This is a genomic window from Pseudobacillus badius, from assembly GCF_002189605.1.
Taxonomy (GTDB): domain Bacteria; phylum Bacillota; class Bacilli; order Bacillales; family Domibacillaceae; genus Pseudobacillus; species Pseudobacillus badius.
The window spans coordinates 96,232-120,231 of record NZ_MWMM01000004.1; the positions used below are offsets into that span (position 1 = coordinate 96,232).

Sequence of the window (24,000 nt, forward strand, 5' to 3'; positions counted from 1 at the left end):
GCGCGGAGAAAATGAAAAAGACCTTCTGTTCAGGCAAGCTCTTTATTTATGTTTCGGGCGGGTCTGTGCACTTTTTCGTTCGTTAATGATCTTCTTCGCTCTTATCCCATCTTTCAATTGGAAAGATGGTTTTTTTGTTGAAGGCTTTGTTATGATTTCAGGTTAGTTTCTTAATCGTTCATTTTAAGAGAGCCTTGTTGAAAAAATCTCTTTCTAAACTACTTATCGTTTAGGAGGAACAAACATGATCCAAACAGTCCAAGATACCGCAGAAAAGATATTTACTGAAATTCAGAGGGAGTTTCCCCAGATTGAACTATCAAGCTATGAAAGTAAAATAAACGCAACGCTGGAGACGAGAGAAGCATGGACAGATGAGCAAGTGTGGCAGTTGCTCTTGAATTCAGCGGTTGAACGGATCACAAGCGAGGAGCCGGATTGGACATTTGTGGCTGCCCGTCTCCATTTACAGCAGCTGTATAAACAAGCGGCCAGCACACGGGGAGAACAAACCAGCCAATACGGAAATTTTTTGCATCTGCTTCAGTTATTAACGGAGGAAGGCATTTATACTCCTCAATTGCTCGCTTCTTACACAGAAGAGGAAATTCATGAGTTAAGCCAAGTGATCGATCCCAGCAAGGATCAACTATTTACATATATCGGAATTGTTACATTAAGCGAAAGGTATCTGGCCCGGACGCTCGATAAGCAGCCGGCAGAGCTTCCGCAGGAGAGATGGCTGGTCATCGCTATGACGCTGATGATGAATGAACCTAAAGCTGTGCGCCTTCAATATGTGAAAGAGGCTTATTGGGCGCTCTCCAACTTATACATGACAACGGCTACACCGACACTCGCCAACGCAGGAAAATCGTACGGCCAGCTGTCGAGCTGCTTTATCGATACCATCGATGATAGCTTGCAAGGGATTTTTGATGCGAACACGGATGCGGCCAATTTAAGTAAGAATGGCGGAGGACTGGGCATTTATTTAGGGAAAATCCGCAGCCAGGGCAGTGACATTCGCGGCTTTAAAAATGTCAGCTCGGGTGTTATCCCTTGGATGAAGCAGTTGAATAACACAGCGGTATCTGTCGACCAGCTTGGACAGCGCCAAGGAGCGATCGCTGTTTATTTGGATGTATGGCACAGAGACATCTTTTCCTTCCTGGAAACCCGGTTGAATAATGGAGATGAACGCCGCCGCACGCATGATTTGTTTACAGGTGTGGCCATACCGGATTTATTTATGGAAGCAGTTGAGAAACGGGAAGAATGGCATTTGTTTGATCCGCATGAAGTAAGAAAAATAATGGGATACTCACTTGAAGATTCATTTGATGAAAAAAGAGGGGAAGGTACATTTAGAACACGCTATAAAGAGTGTGTGAACCATCCGGATTTAAGCAAAAAAACAGTGCCGGCTATTGATATTATGAAGGCCATCATGATTTCCCAGCTGGAAACGGGAACGCCGTATATGTTTTACCGCGACACTGTCAACCGTGCCAACCCCAATAAACATGCCGGCATGATTTATGCCAGCAATCTTTGCACCGAAATCTGCCAAAACATGAGTCCGACCGTCGTGCTTGAAGAAAAAAGCGAGGACGGAAAAATTATGATTACGAAAGACCCTGGCGATTATGTGGTCTGCAACCTCTCTTCCGTCTCTTTAGCACGGGCAGTCATGGATGATGTGCTTGAACGTTTAATTCCGATCCAGGTGCGCATGCTGGATAACGTGATTGAAATCAACAGTATTCCCGTACTGCAGGCTCAGCTGACCAATCAGAAATATCGGGGAATCGGACTCGGAACGTTCGGCTGGCAGCACTTGCTGGCATTAAAAGGGCTAAGCTGGGAATCCGATGAGGCCGTCCGTTATTGTGATGAATTGTATGAACGGCTCTCCTTCTTAACGATCCAGGCAAGTGCAGAGCTGGCAGCGGAAAAAGGCGCGTATCCAATTTTCTCGGGCTCCGACTGGGAGAGCGGCGCTTATTTTGAACAAAGAGGCTACACGAGCTCAAGCTGGCAGAAGTTAAAGAACAAGGTCAAGGAAAACGGCATTAGAAACGGATACTTGCTGGCCGTTGCACCGAATTCTTCTACCGCGCTGATTGCCGGATCAACAGCGGGAATTGATCCTGTGTTCCGCAAAGAATATATGGAAGAAAAGAAAAACTATAAAATACCAGTGACGGCGCCTGATTTATCTCCGCAAACAACCTGGTATTATAAAACGGTTTATCTGATTGACCAACATTGGAGCATTCGCCAGAATGCCAAACGCCAGCGCCATATTGATCAAGCGGTATCCTTTAATTTATACGTCCGCAACGACATTAAAGCCAAGGCTTTGCTCGACCTGCATGTAGATGCCTGGAACTCTGGGTTGAAAACAACTTATTATGTGCGGTCGACTGCTTCAGATATCGAAGAATGCGAAAGCTGCCATTCGTAAGGGGGAATTCATCATGAAATTGAAAAAACGAGAAATCATTGACCATAGCGCACCGAACCGCTCTACAGGCATTATCAACGGCAGAAGCTCTAATATATTAAACTGGGACGATGTCCGTTTCAGCTGGGCTTATCCGAAGTATAAACGGATGCTTGCCAACTTTTGGACGCCGTTTGAAATCAATATGACAAAAGACCGCCAGCAATTCAGCGAATTGACGCCCGATGAAAGAAACGCCTTTTTGAAAATTATCGGTTTGCTCGCACTGCTTGACAGCATCCAAACCGATTATGCGGGCAGAGCGGCTGACTATTTAACAGACTCCAGCTTGCATGCTTTAATGATTATTCTTGCCCAGCAGGAAGTGATCCATAATCATTCTTACAGCTATGTTTTATCAAGTGTGGCTGATAAGGATACACAAGACCAAGTGTTTGATTTTTGGCGCACCGAGCCGATTTTGCAGGAGCGCAACGAGTTTGTTACAAAAGGGTATGAAGCCTTTGCTAACGAACCAACCATCGAAAACTTTCTTAAATCGATTATTTACGATGTTATATTGGAAGGGCTTTTCTTCTATTCCGGCTTTGCCTTTTTCTACAATTTGGCACGCAATCAAAAAATGATTGCGACAAGCACGATGATCAATTATATTAACCGGGATGAACAGCTTCATGTAGGCCTGTTTGAAAAGATTTTTAAGGAAGTGCTCAACGAAAATCCGCAATATGACACAGAGGAGCTGCGCATTTACGGACAGGAAGCCTTCCGGCAGGCGGCTGAGCTTGAAATCGAGTGGGGAAAATCCGTCATCGGCTACAAGATAGACGGCATTCAGATGAATGAGCTGGAAAGCTACATTCGGTTTATGGCCAATAAACGAGCGGAGCAGCTAGGTTTTGCTGCCCCGTTTGAAGGATATCGGACAAATCCAATGCGCTGGATCATCGCTTATCAAGAGGTGGATCTCGGCAAAACAGACTTTTTTGAACAAAAATCCCGTGCCTATACGAAAACAAGTGAGGCAAACGGCTTTGACGAACTCTGATTTAGCTTTCTTGCCCGTTCAACAGGACTGCTTGACAACCGGCGGCTAGTATATATGATTAAGACAAACCCTTTCTTTCATTAGAAAAAGAATGTGTGAAAAACCGTCTAACGACTTAAGGGAGTGTCCTGCTTGACAAATGAGGAACAATATCGCAAAAAGTGGACAACAGCAGAGGAGGCGGTTCGCCTGATTGAGGAAGGCGATGACATTATCGTTCCTTTAATCGCGGGTGAGCCGCCAGCCTTGCTGGCAGCTTTAGAGCAAAGAGAAGATTTAAAGAGGAATCGTCTTTTCCAAATGCTGACATCCCGTCCGGCCATTAGAAAAAAACAGGAGGAATTAAAGGTCATTTCTATGTTTTTATCGGGGGGCGACAGACAAGCTTTCCGTGAAGGAGCCGTTGATCTGTTGCCTAATCACTTTTCGGATGTTCCTGAACTATTAAAGGAAACAACGGATCAAAGAGTAATTATGGCCACGGTTTCTCCGATGGACGAAAACGGCTTTTTTTCATTAGGAACGAATTGTGATTATACTGCCTCACTGGCAAAGGAAGCCAAAACTATTTTATTAGAAGTGAATGAGTATATGCCACGAACTTATGGCATGAATCAAATTCACTTATCCGAGGTGACGGCGCTGATTGAACAGCATCAGCCGCTCATCGAAGCGCCGGTGCCGGTCATTACAGAAAAAGATGAAACGATTGGCCGCTATGTAGCCAGTTTGATTCATGATGGAGATAGCTTGCAAATCGGATTTGGCGCTATTCCAAATGCTGTCATGAATTCATTGAAGAATCATCAAAACCTATCCATTGTTACGGAAATGATCCCTGATCAATTAGTGGAACTGTATCAAAGCGGTGCCGTCACCAATAGCGGCCGCATGGATTATCCGGGAAAAACCACAGCTACCTTTGCTTACGGCACCAAAAAGCTGTATGATTTTCTTCATGAAAACAAAACCATTTATATGCTTCCCGTAAGCGAAACAAATGATGTTCGGCGTATTTCCGGCATCCGGAACATGGTGACGATCAATGCCACTATCGAAGTGGACTTTCTTGGACAATGCAATTCCGAGAAAGCGGGTGATGTGTATTGGTCTTCATCTGGCGGACAGGCGGATTTTGGAATCTCCGCACGCATGTCGCAAGGCGGCAGGGGAATTATTTGCTTGCACTCCACGGCCAAGAACGATACCATCTCAAAGATCGTCCCGGTTCTAGCTGCCGGAACGCCTGTGACTACATCTAAAAATGATGTAGACTATATTGTGACAGAATATGGCATCGCCCAGCTGCGCGGAAAAACAGTTAGAGAGCGTGTGCAGGCGCTTATTCAAGTGGCTCATCCGAAATTTCAGGAGGAGCTGACTTATCAAGCCAGAAATATGGGCTACCTGATGTAGCAGTGAAGCAGGGAAACGATCGTTATCCAATCGTTTTCCTGCTTTTATATAGTTAACGTTTATTATCAGAAAATTCTGGGTAAAATGGAGGGAAAGAGTTGATATTGATGTTTTTCTGTTATATAATATATTTAAAATAAATTAATTGTTATATAACAGAAAGGAGGTGAAAAGCATGGAGATGTACCGCGAAGCTTATGAGTATTATATGGAAAGCTGTGAGAATCATGAAATGGAATCCATCAGTTTTTATCATTTCGTCAAGCACTTAACGGAAGATCAGCTGCAGGGGTATTTAAAAGATGAAACAAAATAGAGGATGTGATTATTACGGATACGTTAGCAGAAGAAATAACTTGAACCCCGCAGGCAGCAACGCGCATGCAGCGGGGTTTTTGTCTGTTATTCTGCTTCTGTTGGTTCTTCAGGCAAGTGATTCTGGCAATAAGCCGCCACAAGCGCTTCCTCGTCTTCCTCAAGTTCGAAGTCCAGCACTTCCCCGGTTGCCCGATCATGCAGATGGTAGTGAAGGACTTTTTCCTCATCTCCGCTGACCAAATAGAGCGCGCGAATATAAAATCCTGCTTCTGAATATAGCTCATCTTCTTCATCCACATTGGCATACAGATGAAATTCAAATCTCTCTCCAGCGAGCAGCCCAAATGGGTCCTCAAGCAGCTCCACTGTATGGTGTGTAATTTCCATTTCCGAATCCGTCCTTTAAAAAGTAATATGAGTTCGTTTTATTTTAACATAAAACCAATATAGAGGAGTACATCAGGTTTTTTTGCTTGTAAATACAGGTATGATTATTATAAGATTCGTCAACAATGACTAGTGAATTTCCTTTCCGGAAGGAACAGGTGAAAAACGAATAAACAAGAACTTTGATAAGGAGAAAAGGAGAGAAACATGAAGCGTTTAATTAAATATATCATCTCTGTACTCGTTGTTGCCGCCATAGCTGTATCTCTTTGGCTTTATTATCCTACTTATCAAATCCGGCAAATGAAGGAAGAGACTGCACCTACATCCGCACAGGCAGCGCTTTCTTATGTTGATTATTTTAGCAATATGGATAAAGAGACTTTAACTCATTTAGCAATTGGCGATTCCATTATTGCTGGCTTTGGTTCAGAAAATGAAAAAAGCTTTGTTGATGATTTCTCTCGTCTCCTTGAAGAGCAGACAGGAAAAACGGTTGCCTTGGAAAATGAGGGTATCCTGGGTATTAACAGTACAAATTTAAATACACTCGTGCAGCGAGGGGCATTTGACGAACAAATGAAGAGAGCGGACCTAATTACGATCAATGTCGGCGGCAATGATATTTTAGAAATGCTGAACCAGGGCGACTACAAAAATGTAGTAGCAAACTTTGATTCCATGAGAAAAACCTTTATTCAAAATTTGACGGCCATCACTGAAAAAATTAAGCAGGAGAATCCGTCTGCAACGATTGTCTTTTTAGAAATGTATAATCCGTTAAAGCAGGATCACAACCTTTATAAGGTAGCCGATCAGCTGCTGCCGAAATGGAATGTGAAAATTTATGAGACAGCCCGCCAATATGAACATTCCATCGTTCTGGAAACGACCAAGGTCATCAACAGCCAGCACCTGCAATACCTTTCATCGGACGGCGTGCACCCAAATGCGCTTGGGTATGAAGCCTTGTCCAAACAAATGCTGAAACAGCTGAAGAAAAAGCCTTTCATTGGATCGGTGTAAGAAAAGCAGATGTGTTTTTTTATCTGCTTTTTTATTATGTGCTGATATTGGAATAATAAACATAACCGGGCATATATTTAGTTTCGTGTGTCATTTTTACTAATCAGGGGGTAGTTTCAGTGAACATGAGCTTGTCGGTTTCCAGGTGGACAGTGGCAGTATGTACCGTTTTCTCTCTTGCCTTCTTTTGGCTATTCGGACCAGTCAATCAGGCATCCGCTACAATTAATTACGGGGAAGAAGCAGCTGCAAAGGCGGAGCTGCTCATCGGTGCTCCTTATAAGTATGGAGGCATCTCCCCGAAAGGGTTTGATGCTGGGGGATTTACGCAATATGTATATAAAGAAGCAGCCACCCAAATGAACATCCCAAGAACGAGCGCTGCACAATATCAAACAGGCAAAGCTGTCAAACAAAAGGATTTGCAATTCGGCGACCTCGTGTTTTATGCAACAGGAAAAAAGGGGAAAGTATCCTTTGTTGCTGTTTATACCGGCAAGGGCACATTTGTAGGAGCCACGTCAAAAGGGGTCAAAAAAGTGAAGATGAGCAGTCGTTATTGGAAGGAACGTTATATTGGGGCTAAGCGGCTGGTTAAATAAAGGCTGTCAGCGGACAATGTGCGCTAAATAGTATCCAGCAAAAATCAAGCCAGAATGCGCTGGCTTGATTTTTGTAATTAAAATCCGTCTTCTATTGCGGCAAACGGGATGCTGAGCCTGTTCTCAACCGTTCGCAATCGCTGGTTTAATCGATTGAGCCGTCTTGTGTGGCGCTCATCATTTTGGTTCAAACGGTTAATTTCCCGATTTAGACGATTGATCTCCTGGTTGATTCGGGTGATTTCCCTGCTCAATCGTGTTAATTCCCTCACTTGCCGTTCGTTTTCCCGTTCTAGCACTTCTATTCTTCTTTCCAGCGCGGAAGGCTGTCGGCTTCCGCCATACTCTTCTTGAGGTGAAACGTAAGAGTAGCCAGCATACGGATCAGCAGACTGCTGGACAAGCCCCGGGTAGTAATAATATGGATTCATAGGATTCCATCTCCTTTTCTCACAAGGTCAATCTACCTATACAATATGCATGGGGAGACCATATGGCAGGGCGGAAGCCTAGAAGCTACAATTTCCGAAAAAGTTTAAAACCCTTGTCCTGCTTTTTCAAACGGCTGCATATAAATGTAAAAAGAACGGCGTTATTGGAGGAGTATATGTTTACATTTATTGAAAAAGCGGTACTGGGCATGGCAGTGTTGAGAATCTTATCTGGCGGAATTGAAATGATGGCTGCTTTTTTAATGTTAAAATTCAATGATATAGAAAAGGCGTTGATTCTCAATAGCTCCCTTGCCTTAGTCGGTCCCATTATTTTAATTGCAACGACATCGATCGGCTTGTTAGGACTGACAGACAAAATCTCTTTTCAAGCGATATTTTGGGTGTTTCTAGGGGTAGGCTGCATCCTTTATGGGGTCAAAAGCGGCTAAATGAGAAGCTGGCGAACTGATTGGATCTTTATGCATGTTTGAAAAAAACAGTCCTACACAGGGGCTGTTTTTGTTTTCCTGTTTTCAAGCAGGTAAGGTAATATATAGGTGACTGCATGGATGGAAAGAAGAGAATAAATATGCGTTGGGCAATACTCATTGGGAAAAGGCGGGGTGGCTTAGTTGTCTATAAAAGGACTGAATCATTTTTTGTTTTCGGTTTCTGATCTTGATGCGTCTATCAGGTTTTATCAGGAGGTATTCGGGGCTAAGTTGTTAGTAAAGGGCAGGAGCACAGCTTACTTTGACTTACATGGAATGTGGCTTGCGCTAAATGCCGAGCACGATATTCCCCGAAATGAAATAAGGCAATCTTATACGCATATTGCTTTTTCTATTGAGGAAGGGCAGTATGACGAGACGTATGACAAGCTGGAGAAATTGAATGTCAATATTTTATCAGGGCGTCCAAGAAGCGCAAGGGATAAGAAATCCATTTACTTTGCCGACCCGGACGGCCATAAATTCGAATTTCATACAGGCACTTTGCAGGAAAGATTAGATTACTACCGGCAAGAAAAAAAGCATATGGAGTTTTATGATTAACTATTATGTAGATTGACAGGCTAAAGAGCTTCCAAGGAAGCTCTTTAGCAATGGCCATGAAACTATAGCACACGCCCAGTCATCGCCCACACGGAGAGAGCGGTTTCATTTGAGTGGTTGAAGAACCTGTGGGGAACCGTGCTCTTAAAGCGGATAGAGTCGCCTTCATTTAAAATATACTCTTTATCCCCTAAGACGACAGTCATTTGTCCTTTTAAAACAAGCCCGCATTCCTCGCCTGAATGCTCCACAAGCTGCTCGCTTTCTTTGCCCGGCTCCAAATGAATCATGATCATTTCGATCGTACCCTCTGTAATAGGGGTTAACAACTCATACTTGGAAGGGGATTGGGGAAACGTAAGCGTTTTTCGCTCTTCTTTTCGAATAATATAGGTAGATTGCTCATCGTTTTCAAGGAGTGATGAGATTGATACATCTAAGCCTTTGCATAGTTTGTAAAGGGTTGTCAAAGTCGGATCAGTCGTTCGGCGTTCAATTTGGCTAATCATGCTGACACTTACACCGGATTTTTCGGCTAGTGCTTTTAAAGACAGATTTTGAGCGGTTCGCAGGTCGCGAATTTTTGTCCCGTCAAACATAGCATCTCCCTCAATTAGATTATTTGTATGCTTGTATTATACAGCAAACCCGGCATTCATTAAGCCTGCCGGGCGAATGTTATTTATATTATACTCGAAAACCAGAAACCTAACAGGGTGCCAATGTAGTTGCCGATAATGTAGCCGAGTGTGCCGACAACGAGGATGGGCCCGACTAGGTCTTTCCAGCCTTTGGCGATAGCGAGTGCAGCTGCGGTTGTTGGCCCGCCAATATTAGCGTTGCTTGCCAGAATGATATCTTCAAGGTTTGTCTTTAATAATTTTCCTGCAGTTAAAGAAATGATCATGTTGATCATGACAACGATAAATGTAAACAGCAGGAGCAGCGGTGCATTTGTTAGAATCAGAGGGATCGAAGCCGGAATTCCAATGACAACAAAGAATAAATAAATTAAGTAGGTGCCGATTTCCTGGCTGCCATTGATGCTGTCAAAGTATTTAGGAAACAGGCCCAGAAGAATGAACGTAATCGTTGTCAGCATTAAATACTTGTCACCTAAAAGGCCGTTGAGCAAATTCATTAGCACAGACGCATTTTCGCCGGAAGGGATGGCCGTATCTAAAAACCCGGCGATTTTAAATGAAATAATGACGAGCAAAAAGGCTGTTCCGACAGAAAGAGCAATATCTTTTAAAGAAATATCTTTTCGTTTCCAGAAGCTTTCAGCCAGTGTGGTGCCATCGCCATCAGAGTTTCCGCTTTCCACCTCAAGAATGTGGGGAATGCTGTAGCGCTTTCTAAAAAATGAGAGTGTAGGAATGATCATTAGGACAATAAAATAGATGGCCATCATTAAATTATCGGCTACTACTGTAGCAGAAACTAATTCGCCTGGTGTTTCAAATTTTGCCGCCATTGCCGCGAAATTGACGCCGCCGCCAATATAAGTGGCGCTAATCATGGCGCCGATCTTATCAAGGTAAGGAATATGATCTTTTAACAAAAAGAAGCTGACGATTGTGCCGGCAACTGTTCCGATGGAACTTAATAGAAAAATAATAAGCAGTTTTCCGCTTTCTTTCCATATCTTTTTTATATTGACATGAAAAAGGAGCAATGGGATGGCTAAGGGAACAATGGTCCCCCATACGGCATCATAAACGGGTGATTCGGTTGGAATAATGCCTGTGTTTGATAGAATAATAGCCCCGATTAGCGCCAGAATGGCGCCGGAAACTTTAGAGGCCCATTTGTAGCGCTGCTCCAAATAAATGCTGGCCGAAGCCCACACAATAATAATTCCCCATAACGTTAACGTATCATCTGCTTGGATAAGTGTGTGTTCCAATGATATGACCCCCTTTGAATAAATGGTTTTGAATATATTGATTAGCATTATGGAAGCTAATTGCTTCTAATTCTTCTTTTGAAAAACCTCTTGCGCTCATTTTTTCAAGCAGGCAAGGGATCTTTGACGTATCTTCTAACCCTTTAGTATATACGGCGAAATCAGAACCTACATCATAGGCGTGCAGATAGTCAATAAAATCAAATCCAAATGCCAGATGCTCCGGACCAACTAGTTCAGCAATATAGACAGCATGGTCAATAAAACGGTCAATTGTTGGGCTTTCGGCATGGACAAATTCTCCATAGGCATTCAGTCCGATAATTCCTCCTCTGCGGGCGATCGCTTTGATTTGATCGTCGGTTATATTCCGCTCGTGGTCACATAGCGATTTGGCATTGCTGTGGGAAGCCATAAGCGGAAGGGAGCTTGTGTGATACATATCCCAAAAACTCGTTTCGCTTAGATGGGAAACATCAAGCAGCCAGTTTTTTCTGTTGGCTGTTCGGACAGCGACTTTTCCATAATCCGTCAGACCTTTTCGTTCTGTGAAAGAGCCAGCTCCTGTCCCCGCAGCTAAAAAGTTATGCTCATTCCAAGCAAAAATAGCATGCATCATCTGCTGTTCACTAAGAGAGGCGAAGGCATTTTCTATTTTCGACAGAGTTGTGTCCCCGTCCCAATGTTCCATGAAGGTAAGCCCTTCTATTCCTAAATAAATTTGAATTTGTTCTGTACCTGACTGGGCTCCATTCTGTTGAGAAGGGTGACAAATACAGGCATGTTGCGAGGTTTGTAAATCCTCCATTACGTATGTAAGCAGCTGCTGAAATCTCTCATATGGATGCTTAGAGAAGGCGGGTTCTACCCAAAAAACGCAAATAGCTGCTGTAATGCCGCCGGCTTTCAACTTAGGGTAATGAATGCGGTCAAAAACATTCGTCTCGCCGCAGCTTCTTCTCCAGGCAATGTCTGTAAATAGATCGGAGTGCAAATCAAAAACTTTCAAAGTGAATCCTCCTGATGATTATGTTATATTATAATTTATTTAATATATTATAACTGAATTTTCTCAAAGTCAAAACTATTCGACTAATTTAGGGAAATAAAATTCAATTAACTTAATTAACAATGTGCTAAATTCAAATATGTTAAGCGAATCTGCTCTTCAACAAGATGAAAAACAGATTCGCTTCTTCAATTTTACAAAGGGTCACTGGAGGCTGTATCTGTGTAAAGAGCGATCAAAACGATCGCTGTTTCCTCGCCGATATTCTTGACGAAATGGGGAGCGCAGGCATTCCAGCTAAATGAATCTCCTTCTTCTAATACAAAAGAATCTTCCCCTTGTTCTGCGAGAACCTTTCCCTTTAAAACGAGATGGCACTCCTTTCCTTCATGAACATGAGGCTCTTCTCCTGTGGCAGTTCCAGGCGGGAACTCTACACGCTGGAGTGCTAATCCGTCTTTTGATATTAAGTGTTCCACTTTGATCTTTTCTTTTGTGTGGGTAGTATAGCGGCGCTCATCTTTTCTTACGACCTGCATGCGTTCATCTTTCTTCAGCAGCAGATACGGCAAAGGGACATTCAAAAAATTGGCGACTGTTTGCAATGTAGAAATAGATGGCGATGTATGATTATTTTCCATATTGCTGATAAATCCCTTCGAAAGGCCCGTGCCTTCGCTCATTTGGGCAATAGTGATTTTCTTTCGATTTCTGATTGCTCGAATGGCTGAACCGATATCCATGAAATTCTACCTCCGTTGTTTTCTAATAAGAAACTTAATTCTATATTAACAAAAAAACTGTTGACCATCCATGAGTTATTTTGTTATCTTATAAGAAACAAATATTCACATTAGAAATAAATAAGGAGGGGAAGGCTAATGATGCCAGCTTTTTTTATCGCTCACGGCGCACCGCTTTTAGCTATTGAAACGAATGAATATACACAGTTTTTACAGAGACTGGGCCAAACGTTGCCGCGTCCGAAAGCGATTATTTTATTTTCAGCGCATTGGGAGTCAACTGTACAAAAAATAAGCGATGTAAAGCAATACCGGACAATATATGATTTCGGCGGTTTTCCGGAGGCTTTGTACCAAATTGAGTATCCAGCCCAGGGGGATCATCAGACGGTAAAAGAAATTCAGGAAGCATTTGAGGAGCAACACGCCTCTTATGAAATAGAAAAAAACAGAGGGTTAGACCATGGAGCCTGGGTCGTGCTGCGCCTGCTTTATCCAGATGCCGATATTCCGGTTATTGCGATGTCGGTGAATCCGCATCTGACACCAGAAGAGCAGTATAAGGTCGGCCAGTCTTTATCTAAGCTCAGAGAAAAAGGCCTATTGATTATCGGAAGCGGGGGAACGGTGCACAATTTAGGTGCTGTGAAAATGGCTGGGAATGATGGGAATATCGATGAGTGGGCCCTGCGTTTTGATGAGTGGCTCGCCCGCTGCTTGACGAATTGGGATGTAGAATCACTTTTTCATTACAGCAGGCTGGCGCCGGCCGCAGATCTAGCGGTGCCGCCGTACGGAAAAGAGCATTTTATTCCGATCTTTTACGCGATGGGGGCGGCACATAATGAACCGAAAGCCCAACTGATGCATCGCAGTTATCGATATGGAAATTTAAGTCACAGCGTATGGCAATTTGGATAAGAAATTTGATTAGGAGGAAGAAAAAATGAATAGAAAATATGAATGGAGCGCACTTATATTGCGTGTAGTATTGGGGGTTTCTTTTTTTGTGCATGGACTGGCAAAATTCCAAGGAGGTCTGGGGAATATTGCCGGATGGTTTGACAGCATTGGATTGCCTGGATTTTTAGCTTACGGAGTCGCCTTTTTAGAGGCGGCTGGAGGCATCGCTTTAGTGATCGGTTTAGGCACTAAAGTTCTTTCGGCTCTTTTCGCTTTGCTGATGATAGGGGCCATGGTGAAAGTAAAATTGGCGGCCGGCTTTTTAGGAGATGGCCAGTCGGCCGGGTATGAGTTAGATCTCGCGTTTCTAGCTATGGCCGTGTCTCTTGTTCTAACAGGAAGCAAGCTGTATTCAGTGGATAGCCTTCTTTTTGGAAGAAGCGGCTCTAACTAAGTTTCATAGCAAAGGTGAAAAGGGAGTGCAGATGCACTTCCTTTTTTTGAGCGTTAACAACTAATCAGCCGAATCATTGAGGAGAAAATTCCTTAAAAACTGCACAAATTTTTGTTATTTATTCAGTATGATAGAGATAGTAACTGGAAAAGCGGTGGTGCCAATGAACAAAATTACTTTGAAGCTGGGTCTCTGGTTCTTTTTTGTCATGTTGATGATTCAAGTCTGCCTGTTTTTTGTTTTGCATACCGGCCTCGTGGAAAGCAGGGTGGAAGAAGAGCTGGATGCTTTGCTTGCGAGGGGGAATAGTCATAGGGAAGTACTGGAGGATTCGTTTCACGCTGAAACGCTGCATCATATTGCTTTAATGGAATTGAAAGCTGATACCGAAGTGATTATTACAGACAACGCTCAAAAAATTCTGATCAGCTCTTCCAAAGTAGATGCAGGAGAGAAAAAGATTGTCTCGAAAAAGCTGAAGGATATCCCTCGCGGCGGCATGATTCTCGAAAGCCGCTGGAAAAACGAAAAATATATTTCTACCGTCAGCCCTTATACAGCCGGCCAAAATCAGAGCGGCTATGTGTATATGTTTAAAAGCACAGATCAAATCCAGCAGCTGATTTCGAAATTAAACCAGCACCTTCTATTTGCTGCTGCTGTCATGTTCATCTTATTAATTATAACGAATCTGTTTCTTTCAAAGGCTTTAACGACTCCCCTTATTCAAATGAAGCAAGCGACAGAAAAGCTGAGCAAAGGTGATTTTTCGGTTCAGCTGCCGGACAGGGGGGACGATGAATTGGGAGAGCTGTCACGATCTATCACGATTCTTGCCCAAGACTTAAAGCGTTTAAAAGAGCAAAGAAATGAGTTTTTATCCAGCATTTCTCATGAATTGCGCACGCCTTTGACTTATATAAAGGGCTACGCAGACGTAGCGCGAAGAAAGAGTATAGAGGAAGCAGATCGGGAGCATTATCTTCAAATTATTTATGAAGAATCAGAGCGGCTATCTGCTATGATGAAGGATTTGTTCGACCTGGCTAAACTAGACCGCCATGCCTTTATTATCCAACGGACGAACATACACCTTTCTTCTTATTTAGCAACAGTGTATGAAAAAATGATGCCGGCTTTTCAAGAAAAAGAAATAAGGCTTGATATGAACTGTAACGAAACGCTGTATGTCATGATTGATCCTGTGAGGTTCGAACAAATTCTCTTTAATTTATTGGATAATGCGATTAAATACTCGGATCCGCATACGCAAACAAGTGTTATTGCCCAGCAGGAAAAGGGGGAAGTGTTCATCGCCATCCGAGATGAAGGGGCTGGTATCCCGCAGGAAGATCTTCCTTTTGTTTTTGATCGTTTTTACCGGGTGGACAAATCCCGCTCAAGACATTTAGGCGGGACGGGCCTAGGACTGTCGATTGTGAAAGAACTAGTGGAGGCGCATGGGGGCAGGATAGAGGTGAAAAGTGAAAGGAATAAAGGAACCGTATTTGTGATTTGGCTGAAGGAGGAAAAAGAGTGAAGACTATACTGCTTGTAGATGATGAAGTGCGGATGCTTGATTTGTTAAAGATCTATTTATCGCCAAGCTATCATTGCGTCAAAGCAAGCTCAGGCAGAGAAGCGATTGCTCATATGAAACACAATGGAGCAGATTTAATTTTATTAGATATTATGATGCCTGAACTAGACGGATGGGAAACATGCCGGCGGATTAGAGAGTTTTCCGATGTGCCCATCATTATGCTGACGGCTAGAAATGAAAAAACAGATGTAGTAAAAGGGTTGAAAACAGGGGCGGATGACTATATCACAAAACCATTTGATGAGGCAGAATTGCTTGCAAGAATTCAAACGATTCTCAGAAGGGTCAAAAGTTCACAGCAAGAGCAAATGGAGTGCGACGGGCTGTTATGGGATGGAGAGGCCCATGAGCTTATCTACCAGGGGGAAACCATTCAGGTCACCCCAAAAGAATTTTCTTTGCTCGGGCTATTGCTCCGCAACCAGAATAAAGTATTTTCCCGGCCGAATTTGCTTGAAAGCATTTGGGGAGATGAAGCTTTTACCGAAGACCGAACCATTGATTCCCATGTCAGAAATATTCGCGAGAAGCTGCGGCAAGCAGGCTTTCCGATTGATCAATATCTTTCTACTGTTTGGGGAGTAGGCTACAAATGGATCAGCAAAAGTGAATAGCAGCCCGCGGACAGAAGTTTAGATTTTCCCGGTCCGCCTCCATATTTTCTGCAAAATTCCTTGCTATGATAGGGAATGAAGATAAAAGGAGGAGAGTTATATGCTGAAAAAAACATTGATTCTTTTAGTCGCTGCCCTTTTGTTCATATTAGGCGCTTGTTCAAACGACAAGGAGGAAAGCAAAAAGAGTCCGGAACCGAAAGAGCCAGCAGAACATATGGAGGAAATGGATCATGGGGAGATGGATCATTCCAGCTCAGGAGAAGTGCCGGAAGGATTAAAGGAACAAGATAGCCCAACGTATCCGGTTGGAAGTCAAGCCATTCTTGAGACGGAGCATATGCCTGGGATGAAAGGAGCAAAAGCAACCATCTCAGGAGCGTATGATACGGTTGCTTATGTCGTTTCATATACGCCAACAACTGGCGGAAAAAAGGTGGAAGACCATAAATGGGTGATCCAGGAGGAAATAAAAGAAGCCGGCAGCAATGTCCTGGAGCCTGGAACAAAAGTGACACTGGAAGCAGATCATATGCCTGGAATGAAAGGAGCCGAGGCGGAGATTGAATCATCCGAAAAAACAACGGTTTACATGGTGGATTATGTATCAACAACAAATGAAGAAAAAGTAAAAAATCATAAATGGGTCACTGAAAGTGAACTGTCAGCCGTGAAATGATTTTTATAAAAGAAAGAGGAAGAACTTATCTAGATGATAGATAAGTTCTTTTTTGAGGAAATTAATTCGATATATATTGAATTTTGAATTCTGATATTTTAGAATTATGAACAAAGGGGGCAGTTATATGAAAAATCTCTATTCTTCAGAGCCGACAGAAAATGTTTCGCTGCAGGTCGAGTTTTCGCCTGTTTGGGAGGTTATTCTCGGCATTGCAGGCTATACCCATACCCAGCTTCGGCACACATTCGAATTAGATGAAAGATGGAAAGTACAACAGAAGTCGATGCCGTCAGCATTAACCAAAAATTTAAAAACAATAGAACAAACTAATTTTTGGTACGGATTGATTATGCTCCAAAATCAGTTTTCTGCTTCATCTATTTCAGATTTTTTAGTATGTCTTTCAGAAATATCGACGACTCAGTTTTATGAGGTGCTCCTGCCTTACAGCAGCCGTCATGATGAGCCTCTGCGAAAAGCCGCGGCTGCACAATATGAAAACATGGGGTTATTTGAAGAGTATGCAGCGTGTTTCGAAGGACATGATTACTTGGCGGCATATACTCGTCATCTCTCACAGTATTCCTTTCAGGAAATCGGCGAATTGTTTCGTGATGTATTGACGGGATGGCACGAATGGATGAGCCGGCAGGAAGAATGGGACAAGTGGATGCAGGCATTGGCTTTTGAACAAAAACAATCTTGTTTATTGGACAAAGAAAAGCCCATTGAGGAAATGAAACGGATAACAGATGGCGTGAATTATACTCCTGAACCTTCCATCTGGACGATTAAATTCATTCCGCACGTTTCTTATCGTCCATGGATTTTGGAACAGCGCACGCCGGATACTAAACTTTTCTTTTACCCGTTAAAGGAGGAAGCCTTGCTGGAGCCGGGTGTTCCGCCAAACGCATTGGTTCGCGGGCATAAGGCGCTTGGAGATGAACTTCGCTTGAAATTGCTTTACGAGCTATTCAAAGGGCCGTTGTCGCTTCAGGAGATGAGCAGGCAGTTTCATATATCGAAAACTACGCTTCATCATCAGCTTTCCATTTTGAAATCTGCAAAGTTTATTCGTGTGGAAAAGGGCATTTATTCAGCTAATTTATCGCAAGTAAGGGATTTTTCCGGACAGCTTGCGGATTATCTTGGAATGGATCGATGAAAAGGCAATCAGCTTCTTTTAAAGCCTTGTGGTTTGGGGAAATCATCTCGGAATTTGGCGGAGCGGCAGGAGGCATCATCAACGGCCTGTTGTTGTTTGAATTGACGGGTTCCAAAGAATGGATGGGTGTGCTTTGGCTTGTTTATTTTCTTCCTTCTTTAATGTTTCAAAGCATCAGTGCCCCTTTTCTGAATTATGTAAGAAAATCAAAGCTGCTTCGAACAATCCAGTTGATTCGGGTTGGCGCTTATCTTCTTCCGTTAACCGCTTTCTTCATTGGCACCGAAACAGGAGTTGTTTTAGCATTAATCGTGTTGCAAGGCTTGTTAGGGATCATGCAGCCGATTTATGCCAGCTTGTCTTTTTCGCTTCTTCCTGACATTTGTCAGGAAAAGGAGCTAACAGAAGCAAATGCCTTGTTAGATGGAGCGATTCGCCTGATGAGCTTTCTTGCCCCAGGAGCTACTGCCTTGCTTTTGCTTGTCAGTCCTGCTCATTTCATATATGGATTGTCTGCGGTGATGTTCCTTATTAGTTTTTTTGCCCTTTCACGTATGTCAGAGACACATGAACAGGAAGCAGTTATTTGGACAAGAAAGTTTTGGTGGTCAGAGATGAAGGAGGGGTACCGGTCGTTTTTTCAATACCCGCGCCTTTTGTGTCTTTCTGTTCTTTCCTCTGCGGTGCAGTTTGCAGTCGGTGCTGCCATGGTCTTGGCTGTTCCTTTTATTCGGGAGGAATTGAATGGCCAGCCTTGGGAATATGCCATCTTTTCCGGAGCATTTCCAGTCGGTTATGCCATTGGTTCGCTTCTGCTTACAAAACTGAAAAAGACTGATTGGATGATGTGCCTCGGCTTAACCGGGGGAGGACTTTCATTTGTGCTTCTGGCTTTTGCCCCTTCAACTTTTGCTGCCTCGATATGTGAACTGCTTGGAGGAGTATTGTTTCCTTTCTTTAACGCTCAAAGTGCGGCCATTTTTCAGCAGGAGGCGCCTAGAGGACGCTTGGCTCAATTAAGTGCTGTGCGGCTGCTTTTTTTGCGGGCGACTATGCCCTTGGGAATATTGTTTGCCTCTTCCTCATTTTTCGGTTTGCCTATACGCCAAGTGTATGCAGCCGTTGGCCTAGTCATCGTCTTGCCGGGATTGTTTTATTTCGTTCTTTCACTTTTACATACTCGCAAAAGCTTGCCCAAAAATTCAGGCAGGGAAATAAATTAGCTGGCTTTTTTTGTGATAATGGCGGGCACCCTGAATTCTGGCTGGGAATCTTTTTGAAAAATCTGCTTGAATCATATCAAGAAAATATTTACAATAAAACAGGGAGGGAATGTATGTTCTTTTCAGAAGGGGGGCCGTTGTTCATGACAACTGTTCGAAAAGAGATCATCACATTAGAGTTCTATAAACCGGAATATAGTGAAAAGTTGGAATATTACCATTTATCAAAAGAGCAGAAAAAGTATACGGCGTTGCCGTCGGAGGCGTTATTAGCATGCGAACGAGACGAAGAGCGTTATCCTGTCGTCATTCTTTACAATCAAACGCCCGCTGGCTTCTTTGTCCTTCATGAAGGGAAAGGTGTAGAGCCGTACAGTGAGAATGTACATGCCATTCTTTTAAGAGCCTACTCGATTCATGAACATTTACAAGGCAGAGGGATAGCCAAAACATCCATCAAACTGCTTCCTTTATTTGTAAAAGAAAATTTTCCAGATAAAAATGAAATTATCCTGGCCGTGAACCATTTAAACAAAGCAGCGCAGCACGTCTACCAAGCGGGGGGATTTAAGGATCACGGAGTCCGTTCTATGGGAATGAACGGGGAGCAATTTATTTTTCAAATGAAGTTATAAAATGATAGAAGGGCTTGCTTTTTCAATCTTTATGACAGGTGAGTACGATGGATCATGAATAAATATTTTTATTTTTTATGGTGCAGTATTTCTTTTGGCAAGCTTGCTTTTTCTCTTTACACGATGACGCTCACGGTGAGCCTGTTTTTGTTGACGGACTCGGCCATTCTGGCTGCGTTTATTATGCTGGCTCATGCTGCCGGCAAGCTTGCCAGCACCTTTGTTTTTCCATTGGCCGCCGAGAAGTTTCCGCTGGGGAAGCTGTTGGCCTCATCCTTACTCCTGCAGTCTATTTTATCCATAATCGTTTTGGGGATCATCCAGACAATCGGAACAGAGCCATTCCCGGCTTTATTGGAGATCTATTTATTCATCAGCATTACCGGCTTTGCTGATGGTTTTGCTGCTCCTTGCCGGCTTGCGCTAATTCCTGAAATGGTCGCGGACGGGCAAACCGGCAAGGCGAATAGTCTGATTACTGCTGCAGATCAGTCATTTGCACTGCTTGGATGGTCTTTGGGCGCGGCAGCTGTTAGCTATTACGGAAGTGCACCGGTGTTAACAGCCAGCATCGTTCTTTTTTTCTTATCATTCGTTTGTTCCTTGCAGTTCAAAACCCAAAGAGTGACAAAAACACAGAAGCGGCCGAAAACCGAAGTTATAAAAGAAGGATGGTCGTTTCTGTTTGCTGCTGCCAAACAGATGAGAACCATTACGCTGATGGATCTGCTAGAAGGAGTTGCTTCGGGCATTTGGATTGGCGCCATCTCATTAGCTTTTGTGAGTGAGGTGTTAGATGAGGGAGAGGAATGGTGGGGCTATATTAATACGGCCTACTATGCCGGCAGCATAGCTGGGGGCGTTTGGATGGCAGCTTATGCCGGAAAAATGGAAAAACACTTAATTAGAGGCATCCTGATTGGTTCTTTTGCGATCAGTCTTCTGGTGCTGGTCTATGCAATGAATGCAACCCCTTGGTTAGCCCTTGCTTTAGTGGTTGTTATGGGACCGTTTTATCAATTAAGAGATATATGCCAGCAAACATATATACAAAAAGTAGTTCCGCGGGACAGGTTATCTAAACTGTACGCTGCCAAAGATAACCTGTACTACTTGACCTTTGCTATTTCCGTATGTCTGACGGGCTTGATTGCAGACACGCTCGGAGTCGTTTATGTCTATTATTTCGCCTTTTTTCTTTATTTTATTTCTTTCACTTTTGCTGTGCGTGCGTTTAAAAAGGAAAGAGTGCTTACTGAAAAGAAGGGTGTCAAGTGTTGAAGCGGGCAGTTGATGCCCTCGGGAAAACACTTAATATGTAAAGGAGAGAACCAATGGATACATCGGGAACGAAAGAGCTTCCAATAACAGGGCTTCATGCGCGGGATATCCCGGAGCTGATTGCACTGTCAAAGTCGGTCGGCTGGGATTATCACACAGAAGAGCTCAAAACTATTTTGTCATCGGGTGTAGTAATGGGGCACAAGAATGAAAAGGGAGAAGTGGTCTCCAGTGCAGCAATTATCCCTTATGATACAGCATCAGCTTCGCTCGGCATGGTGATTGTGAATGATAAATACAGAGGGCGGGGGCTTGGAAAAAAGGCTGTTCAGTCATGTATCGATCAAGTGCCGGCGGACACGGCGATTATGCTCATTGCTACACCGGAGGGCCAGCCTTTATATGAGAAGATAGGATTTAAAGAAGTGGGGCATGTGCACAAAATGATTGGCCGTTATTCTAGGTGTTTTAATCCATCTTTTCGGGACTCTTATCAGTTGGGCAGCTTGACAAGGAGCGAGATCGATCGCATTGCGGCGATTGATCAATCCGCTTTTGGGGAGGCAAGAAAGAGGTTTCTTGTGAACAGAATAGAGCAATCTCACGAAGCTGCAGTCTTAAAAGATCCCGCAGGCCAAATCGTCGGCTACGGCCTTTCTGTATTAGGCCCCGTTTATTTAACATTAGGTCCTATTGTCGCTCCCGATGACAGATCTGCGCTTTATCTGGTTGATCAGTTAGCGCGCAGTCATAAAGGCGAGCTGAGAATGGACATCCCAACAAATAATCAGACATTTATTGAATTATTAAAGGGGGCAGGATTTGAAGAAGTCAGCAAACCGCCAGTGATGATCCTTCATGCTAATTCCTTGCCGGAGAGAAATGGGCATCTCTATGGGATTGCGGCGCAAATTTTCGGATAGGAGATTTAACAGTCCGTTTTTTTAACAGATCAATTGAAAATTTTTCGAACCCTATGTTTTCGTTATAGGCTTCTAAGCTTTCTGTACAAAGTAATGGCGGAATGGTCTTATATCGTTTAACGAAAACGATATAAATATGTACACGATTGTGTGAGAAAATATCATTCAACCGAAAAGAACCTGTGCTGTTGTACAGGTTCTTTTCGGCGTTAAGAGGAAAGAAATTTATTTTCTCGGGTCCACATAGTCCGGATAATCGGTAATAATAGCATCAACGTCCATATCTAATAGAAAATCAGCCGCTTCTTGGCTGCGCACAGTCCATGAAGAAATTTTCATTCCCAAGCTATGGACTTGCCCTACCATCTCCTTTGTGACAATTCCGTAGCTTGGGTTAAAGTAATCTGCATAGGCGGAAAACTCTTTTAAAGACTGTTCAGTTGCCTGGGCTTTAGAGGAGGTCAGCACGCCAATAGGAACCTTCGGAAGAAGAGCATCCGTTTTTTTCATAGATTCAAAATTAAAGGATTGAATAATGATTTTTTCATTTTGCGGACGGTCAAGATGGCGTTCTTTTAATTCTTTTGCCACATTTTCCTCTATGCCGGGATATAACTCTGGTGCTTTTAATTCGATTAAAATGCCTATTTTTCCATGATAACGGTCTAGCACTTCATCAAAAGAAGGGATTTTTTCTCCTTTAAATTGTTCGCCTTTGAAGCTGCCGGCATCTAAGGCGCGCAGTTGTTCAAACGTCAAATCCTTTACTTTGCCCGTGCCGTCTGTTGTTCTGTCCACTGTTGTGTCATGGATAACAACTAATTCATTGTCTTTGCTTTGCTGGACATCAATTTCAATATAATCCGCTTTCATGTCTACCGCCTTATCAAAAGCGGCAAGGGTGTTCTCCGGCGCATAACCGGAGGCACCGCGATGGGCCACATTGTCCACCTGCTTGCGTTCTCCGTTTGTACCGGCGGCAAAAGCTTGCTGAAACGGACTGAGCATTAAAGTGAAAGCCAGTCCTGCTCCTAACCATACATTTTTTTTCATGTCTTCATCTCCTATGTACAGATATTTGATACGAGATTAATGGTAGCGGAGGAATGTTTAGCCAAAATTAAGCAGATGTAAAAAACGTTCAACTTTTGGCGAAATTTGCTGAAACAATCTTCACAATGAAAGAAGATTTATGTGCAAAATTCAAATTAGTAAAAAACAAAACAGTATCTAAGAACCCTTGAAAGACCCTCAGACTATTTTTATTTTTTTATTGTTTATACTTCATCAAAAAAGAGAACTATCATAAGAGAAGATCAAATCGGTGCTTAATACCATTCGAAGAGAATAAAAACAAACCATTGTTTTCAAAATAATACGGAGGTGAGCCATTTGAATAGAGGAATTAGCATTGCATTAACAAGTATAGGAATTGCCCAAGCATTAAAAATACCACTTCATTACATGAAGAAAAAGGAGTGGAAGCCGGAACAATTTTTGGCGACAGGAGGGATGCCGAGCTCTCATTCCGCCGGTGTCTCTTCGCTGGCTACTTATATTGCTTTGAAAAAAGGGGTATCGACTATTGATTTTGCCTTATCCGTTGTTTTCGGACTGATTGTCATGTATGACGCACAAGGGATTCGCCGGCAAACGGGAGAGCTTACTTTAAAGGTAAACGATTTGGATGAATTAGTGGACAAAATTAAAGAAGATGACCCTGTAAAATATGAGGAAAAAGTGCCTGATCCATTAAAAGAGGTGCTGGGCCATAAGCCGGGTGAAGTAATTGGAGGCGCATTGCTGGGAGCAGCGATTGGAACAGCCGGCTATCGTTTATCCAAAAAATAACCTCCTTGTACATAGGGAGGTTGCGTGAAAACAAATCGAAAAGGAGCTGATGCAAGCAGCTCCTTTTCTTACTAGGGAAACAAATGATCATTTTCTTGAACTTGAATCATTTCCGCAATCACTTTGACAGCTATCCTTCAAGGAACAAGCGGCGCATTTTCCTTCTTTGCTTTTCTTAATATAGCGAAAGAGAGTCCAGCCTGCATAACCAAAGATCAGAGCTCCGATCACGATATTGACTAACAT

The 24,000-nt window shown here is 43.1% G+C and carries 27 protein-coding genes; 19 read left to right on the forward strand and 8 right to left on the reverse strand.

The genetic code is table 11. The features are described from left to right. The first annotated feature begins 244 nt into the window (after window positions 1-244). From B1A98_RS09470 to B1A98_RS20445, 4 genes are all read left to right on the forward strand, one after another. Window positions 245-2,470 carry a ribonucleoside-diphosphate reductase subunit alpha gene (locus B1A98_RS09470; RefSeq protein WP_063385060.1) on the forward strand — a complete coding sequence of 742 codons (2,226 nt, stop codon included), beginning with the start codon at window positions 245-247 and terminating at the stop codon, window positions 2,468-2,470. A 13-nt stretch (window positions 2,471-2,483) separates the two neighbouring features. Then, the gene (locus tag B1A98_RS09475) at window positions 2,484-3,518 is read left to right on the forward strand and encodes a ribonucleotide-diphosphate reductase subunit beta (protein WP_063385059.1); all 1,035 of its coding nucleotides are present in this window, start codon (window positions 2,484-2,486) and stop codon (window positions 3,516-3,518) included. Window positions 3,519-3,650: 132 nt separating this feature from the next. Continuing rightward, a complete protein-coding gene (locus tag B1A98_RS09480) occupies window positions 3,651-4,934 on the forward strand; it encodes an acetyl-CoA hydrolase/transferase family protein (RefSeq protein ID WP_063385058.1) in 1,284 nt (427 codons plus the stop codon). Between the two features lie 175 nt (window positions 4,935-5,109). Beyond that, window positions 5,110-5,250, forward strand: a complete 141-nt coding sequence (locus B1A98_RS20445; protein WP_169713108.1) for a hypothetical protein — start codon at window positions 5,110-5,112, stop codon at window positions 5,248-5,250. Window positions 5,251-5,336: 86 nt separating this feature from the next. On the opposite strand, the gene B1A98_RS09485 is transcribed toward B1A98_RS20445, so the two are convergent. Beyond that, on the reverse strand, window positions 5,337-5,639 hold the full coding sequence (locus tag B1A98_RS09485; RefSeq protein WP_063385057.1) for a DUF6509 family protein: 303 nt from the start codon (window positions 5,637-5,639) through the stop codon (window positions 5,337-5,339). Between the two features lie 207 nt (window positions 5,640-5,846). On the opposite strand from B1A98_RS09485, the gene B1A98_RS09490 reads away from it, so the two are divergent. Both B1A98_RS09490 and B1A98_RS09495 read left to right on the forward strand, forming a co-directional pair. Beyond that, a complete protein-coding gene (locus B1A98_RS09490) occupies window positions 5,847-6,665 on the forward strand; it encodes a GDSL-type esterase/lipase family protein (RefSeq protein WP_063385056.1) in 819 nt (272 codons plus the stop codon). A 125-nt stretch (window positions 6,666-6,790) separates the two neighbouring features. Continuing rightward, window positions 6,791-7,267, forward strand: a complete 477-nt coding sequence (locus B1A98_RS09495; RefSeq protein ID WP_223663947.1) for a C40 family peptidase — start codon at window positions 6,791-6,793, stop codon at window positions 7,265-7,267. A 77-nt stretch (window positions 7,268-7,344) separates the two neighbouring features. Here the strand turns inward: B1A98_RS09495 and B1A98_RS09500 are convergent, their stop codons facing one another. Beyond that, on the reverse strand, window positions 7,345-7,698 hold the full coding sequence (locus B1A98_RS09500; RefSeq protein WP_063385054.1) for a hypothetical protein: 354 nt from the start codon (window positions 7,696-7,698) through the stop codon (window positions 7,345-7,347). Between the two features lie 176 nt (window positions 7,699-7,874). Here B1A98_RS09500 and B1A98_RS09505 point away from each other — a divergent pair, with 176 nt between their 5' ends. Next, the gene (locus B1A98_RS09505; RefSeq protein WP_041096060.1) at window positions 7,875-8,150 is read left to right on the forward strand and encodes a YqhV family protein; all 276 of its coding nucleotides are present in this window, start codon (window positions 7,875-7,877) and stop codon (window positions 8,148-8,150) included. 183 nt (window positions 8,151-8,333) lie between these two features. Further along, window positions 8,334-8,756 carry a FosM family fosfomycin resistance protein gene (fosM, locus tag B1A98_RS09510; RefSeq protein WP_063385053.1) on the forward strand — a complete coding sequence of 141 codons (423 nt, stop codon included), beginning with the start codon at window positions 8,334-8,336 and terminating at the stop codon, window positions 8,754-8,756. Window positions 8,757-8,818: 62 nt separating this feature from the next. Here fosM and B1A98_RS09515 read toward each other — a convergent pair whose 3' ends face one another. From B1A98_RS09515 to B1A98_RS09530, 4 genes are all read right to left on the reverse strand, one after another. Continuing rightward, on the reverse strand, window positions 8,819-9,355 hold the full coding sequence (locus tag B1A98_RS09515; protein ID WP_041113618.1) for a helix-turn-helix domain-containing protein: 537 nt from the start codon (window positions 9,353-9,355) through the stop codon (window positions 8,819-8,821). 83 nt (window positions 9,356-9,438) lie between these two features. After that, window positions 9,439-10,665, reverse strand: a complete 1,227-nt coding sequence (locus tag B1A98_RS09520; protein WP_063385052.1) for a DUF819 family protein — start codon at window positions 10,663-10,665, stop codon at window positions 9,439-9,441. Then, complete coding sequence (locus B1A98_RS09525; protein WP_063385051.1) at window positions 10,637-11,674, reverse strand: dipeptidase; 1,038 nt, start codon at window positions 11,672-11,674, stop codon at window positions 10,637-10,639. The genes B1A98_RS09520 and B1A98_RS09525 overlap by 29 nt, the downstream gene beginning before the upstream one ends. Window positions 11,675-11,868: 194 nt before the next feature. Then, window positions 11,869-12,417, reverse strand: a complete 549-nt coding sequence (locus B1A98_RS09530) for a helix-turn-helix domain-containing protein (RefSeq protein WP_063385050.1) — start codon at window positions 12,415-12,417, stop codon at window positions 11,869-11,871. A 138-nt stretch (window positions 12,418-12,555) separates the two neighbouring features. Here B1A98_RS09530 and B1A98_RS09535 point away from each other — a divergent pair, with 138 nt between their 5' ends. The 10 genes from B1A98_RS09535 (at window position 12,556) to B1A98_RS09580 (ending at window position 21,903) form a co-directional block, all read left to right on the forward strand. Continuing rightward, window positions 12,556-13,338 (forward strand): dioxygenase family protein, encoded by a 783-nt coding sequence (locus B1A98_RS09535; protein ID WP_063385049.1) that lies wholly within the window; start codon window positions 12,556-12,558, stop codon window positions 13,336-13,338. Window positions 13,339-13,363: 25 nt separating this feature from the next. Next, entirely contained in the window at window positions 13,364-13,774 is a 411-nt protein-coding gene (locus B1A98_RS09540) for a DoxX family protein (protein WP_063385048.1), read from the forward strand. 163 nt (window positions 13,775-13,937) lie between these two features. Then, complete coding sequence (locus B1A98_RS09545; RefSeq protein WP_063385047.1) at window positions 13,938-15,314, forward strand: sensor histidine kinase; 1,377 nt, start codon at window positions 13,938-13,940, stop codon at window positions 15,312-15,314. After that, window positions 15,311-15,991, forward strand: coding sequence for a response regulator transcription factor (locus tag B1A98_RS09550; protein ID WP_063385046.1), 681 nt, complete (start codon window positions 15,311-15,313; stop codon window positions 15,989-15,991). The genes B1A98_RS09545 and B1A98_RS09550 overlap by 4 nt, the downstream gene beginning before the upstream one ends. Window positions 15,992-16,091: 100 nt before the next feature. Further along, entirely contained in the window at window positions 16,092-16,670 is a 579-nt protein-coding gene (locus B1A98_RS09555; protein WP_063385045.1) for a YdhK family protein, read from the forward strand. A gap of 127 nt (window positions 16,671-16,797) precedes the next feature. After that, on the forward strand, window positions 16,798-17,841 hold the full coding sequence (locus tag B1A98_RS09560; protein ID WP_063385044.1) for an ArsR/SmtB family transcription factor: 1,044 nt from the start codon (window positions 16,798-16,800) through the stop codon (window positions 17,839-17,841). Next, window positions 17,838-19,064 (forward strand): MFS transporter, encoded by a 1,227-nt coding sequence (locus B1A98_RS09565; protein WP_063385043.1) that lies wholly within the window; start codon window positions 17,838-17,840, stop codon window positions 19,062-19,064. The genes B1A98_RS09560 and B1A98_RS09565 overlap by 4 nt, the downstream gene beginning before the upstream one ends. 143 nt (window positions 19,065-19,207) lie before the next feature. Continuing rightward, entirely contained in the window at window positions 19,208-19,699 is a 492-nt protein-coding gene (locus tag B1A98_RS09570) for a GNAT family N-acetyltransferase (RefSeq protein ID WP_063385151.1), read from the forward strand. 54 nt (window positions 19,700-19,753) lie between these two features. Further along, complete coding sequence (locus B1A98_RS09575; RefSeq protein WP_063385042.1) at window positions 19,754-20,980, forward strand: MFS transporter; 1,227 nt, start codon at window positions 19,754-19,756, stop codon at window positions 20,978-20,980. A gap of 53 nt (window positions 20,981-21,033) precedes the next feature. Beyond that, entirely contained in the window at window positions 21,034-21,903 is an 870-nt protein-coding gene (locus B1A98_RS09580; RefSeq protein ID WP_063385041.1) for a GNAT family N-acetyltransferase, read from the forward strand. A 225-nt stretch (window positions 21,904-22,128) separates the two neighbouring features. On the opposite strand, the gene B1A98_RS09585 is transcribed toward B1A98_RS09580, so the two are convergent. Next, window positions 22,129-22,956, reverse strand: a complete 828-nt coding sequence (locus B1A98_RS09585; protein WP_063385040.1) for a glycerophosphodiester phosphodiesterase — start codon at window positions 22,954-22,956, stop codon at window positions 22,129-22,131. 339 nt (window positions 22,957-23,295) lie between these two features. Between B1A98_RS09585 and B1A98_RS09590 the strand changes: the two genes are divergently transcribed. Next, window positions 23,296-23,754: a divergent PAP2 family protein gene (locus B1A98_RS09590; RefSeq protein WP_041096048.1), complete on the forward strand. Its 459-nt coding sequence runs from the start codon at window positions 23,296-23,298 to the stop codon at window positions 23,752-23,754. A gap of 87 nt (window positions 23,755-23,841) precedes the next feature. Here B1A98_RS09590 and B1A98_RS09595 read toward each other — a convergent pair whose 3' ends face one another. Continuing rightward, the gene (locus B1A98_RS09595) at window positions 23,842-24,000 is read right to left on the reverse strand and encodes a FeoB-associated Cys-rich membrane protein (RefSeq protein ID WP_063385039.1); all 159 of its coding nucleotides are present in this window, start codon (window positions 23,998-24,000) and stop codon (window positions 23,842-23,844) included.

Excerpts from the sequence above, each read along its gene's own strand:
- B1A98_RS09490 (WP_063385056.1), top strand. The coding sequence starts at position 5,847 with ATGAAGCGTTTAATTAAATATATCATCTCTGTACTCGTTGTTGCCGCC.
- B1A98_RS09540 (WP_063385048.1), top strand. The coding sequence starts at position 13,364 with ATGAATAGAAAATATGAATGGAGCGCACTTATATTGCGTGTAGTATTG.
- B1A98_RS09475 (WP_063385059.1), top strand. The coding sequence starts at position 2,484 with ATGAAATTGAAAAAACGAGAAATCATTGACCATAGCGCACCGAACCGC.
- B1A98_RS09495 (WP_223663947.1), top strand. The coding sequence starts at position 6,791 with ATGAGCTTGTCGGTTTCCAGGTGGACAGTGGCAGTATGTACCGTTTTC.
- B1A98_RS09560 (WP_063385044.1), top strand. The coding sequence starts at position 16,798 with ATGAAAAATCTCTATTCTTCAGAGCCGACAGAAAATGTTTCGCTGCAG.
- B1A98_RS20445 (WP_169713108.1), top strand. The coding sequence starts at position 5,110 with ATGGAGATGTACCGCGAAGCTTATGAGTATTATATGGAAAGCTGTGAG.
- B1A98_RS09470 (WP_063385060.1), top strand. The coding sequence starts at position 245 with ATGATCCAAACAGTCCAAGATACCGCAGAAAAGATATTTACTGAAATT.
- B1A98_RS09530 (WP_063385050.1), bottom strand. The coding sequence starts at position 12,417 with ATGGATATCGGTTCAGCCATTCGAGCAATCAGAAATCGAAAGAAAATC.
- B1A98_RS09485 (WP_063385057.1), bottom strand. The coding sequence starts at position 5,639 with ATGGAAATTACACACCATACAGTGGAGCTGCTTGAGGACCCATTTGGG.
- B1A98_RS09575 (WP_063385042.1), top strand. The coding sequence starts at position 19,754 with ATGAATAAATATTTTTATTTTTTATGGTGCAGTATTTCTTTTGGCAAG.
- B1A98_RS09580 (WP_063385041.1), top strand. The coding sequence starts at position 21,034 with ATGGATACATCGGGAACGAAAGAGCTTCCAATAACAGGGCTTCATGCG.
- B1A98_RS09545 (WP_063385047.1), top strand. The coding sequence starts at position 13,938 with ATGAACAAAATTACTTTGAAGCTGGGTCTCTGGTTCTTTTTTGTCATG.
- B1A98_RS09505 (WP_041096060.1), top strand. The coding sequence starts at position 7,875 with ATGTTTACATTTATTGAAAAAGCGGTACTGGGCATGGCAGTGTTGAGA.
- B1A98_RS09595 (WP_063385039.1), bottom strand. The coding sequence starts at position 24,000 with ATGTTAGTCAATATCGTGATCGGAGCTCTGATCTTTGGTTATGCAGGC.
- B1A98_RS09535 (WP_063385049.1), top strand. The coding sequence starts at position 12,556 with ATGATGCCAGCTTTTTTTATCGCTCACGGCGCACCGCTTTTAGCTATT.
- B1A98_RS09585 (WP_063385040.1), bottom strand. The coding sequence starts at position 22,956 with ATGAAAAAAAATGTATGGTTAGGAGCAGGACTGGCTTTCACTTTAATG.
- B1A98_RS09565 (WP_063385043.1), top strand. The coding sequence starts at position 17,838 with ATGAAAAGGCAATCAGCTTCTTTTAAAGCCTTGTGGTTTGGGGAAATC.
- B1A98_RS09500 (WP_063385054.1), bottom strand. The coding sequence starts at position 7,698 with ATGAATCCATATTATTACTACCCGGGGCTTGTCCAGCAGTCTGCTGAT.
- B1A98_RS09515 (WP_041113618.1), bottom strand. The coding sequence starts at position 9,355 with ATGTTTGACGGGACAAAAATTCGCGACCTGCGAACCGCTCAAAATCTG.
- B1A98_RS09555 (WP_063385045.1), top strand. The coding sequence starts at position 16,092 with ATGCTGAAAAAAACATTGATTCTTTTAGTCGCTGCCCTTTTGTTCATA.
- B1A98_RS09570 (WP_063385151.1), top strand. The coding sequence starts at position 19,208 with ATGACAACTGTTCGAAAAGAGATCATCACATTAGAGTTCTATAAACCG.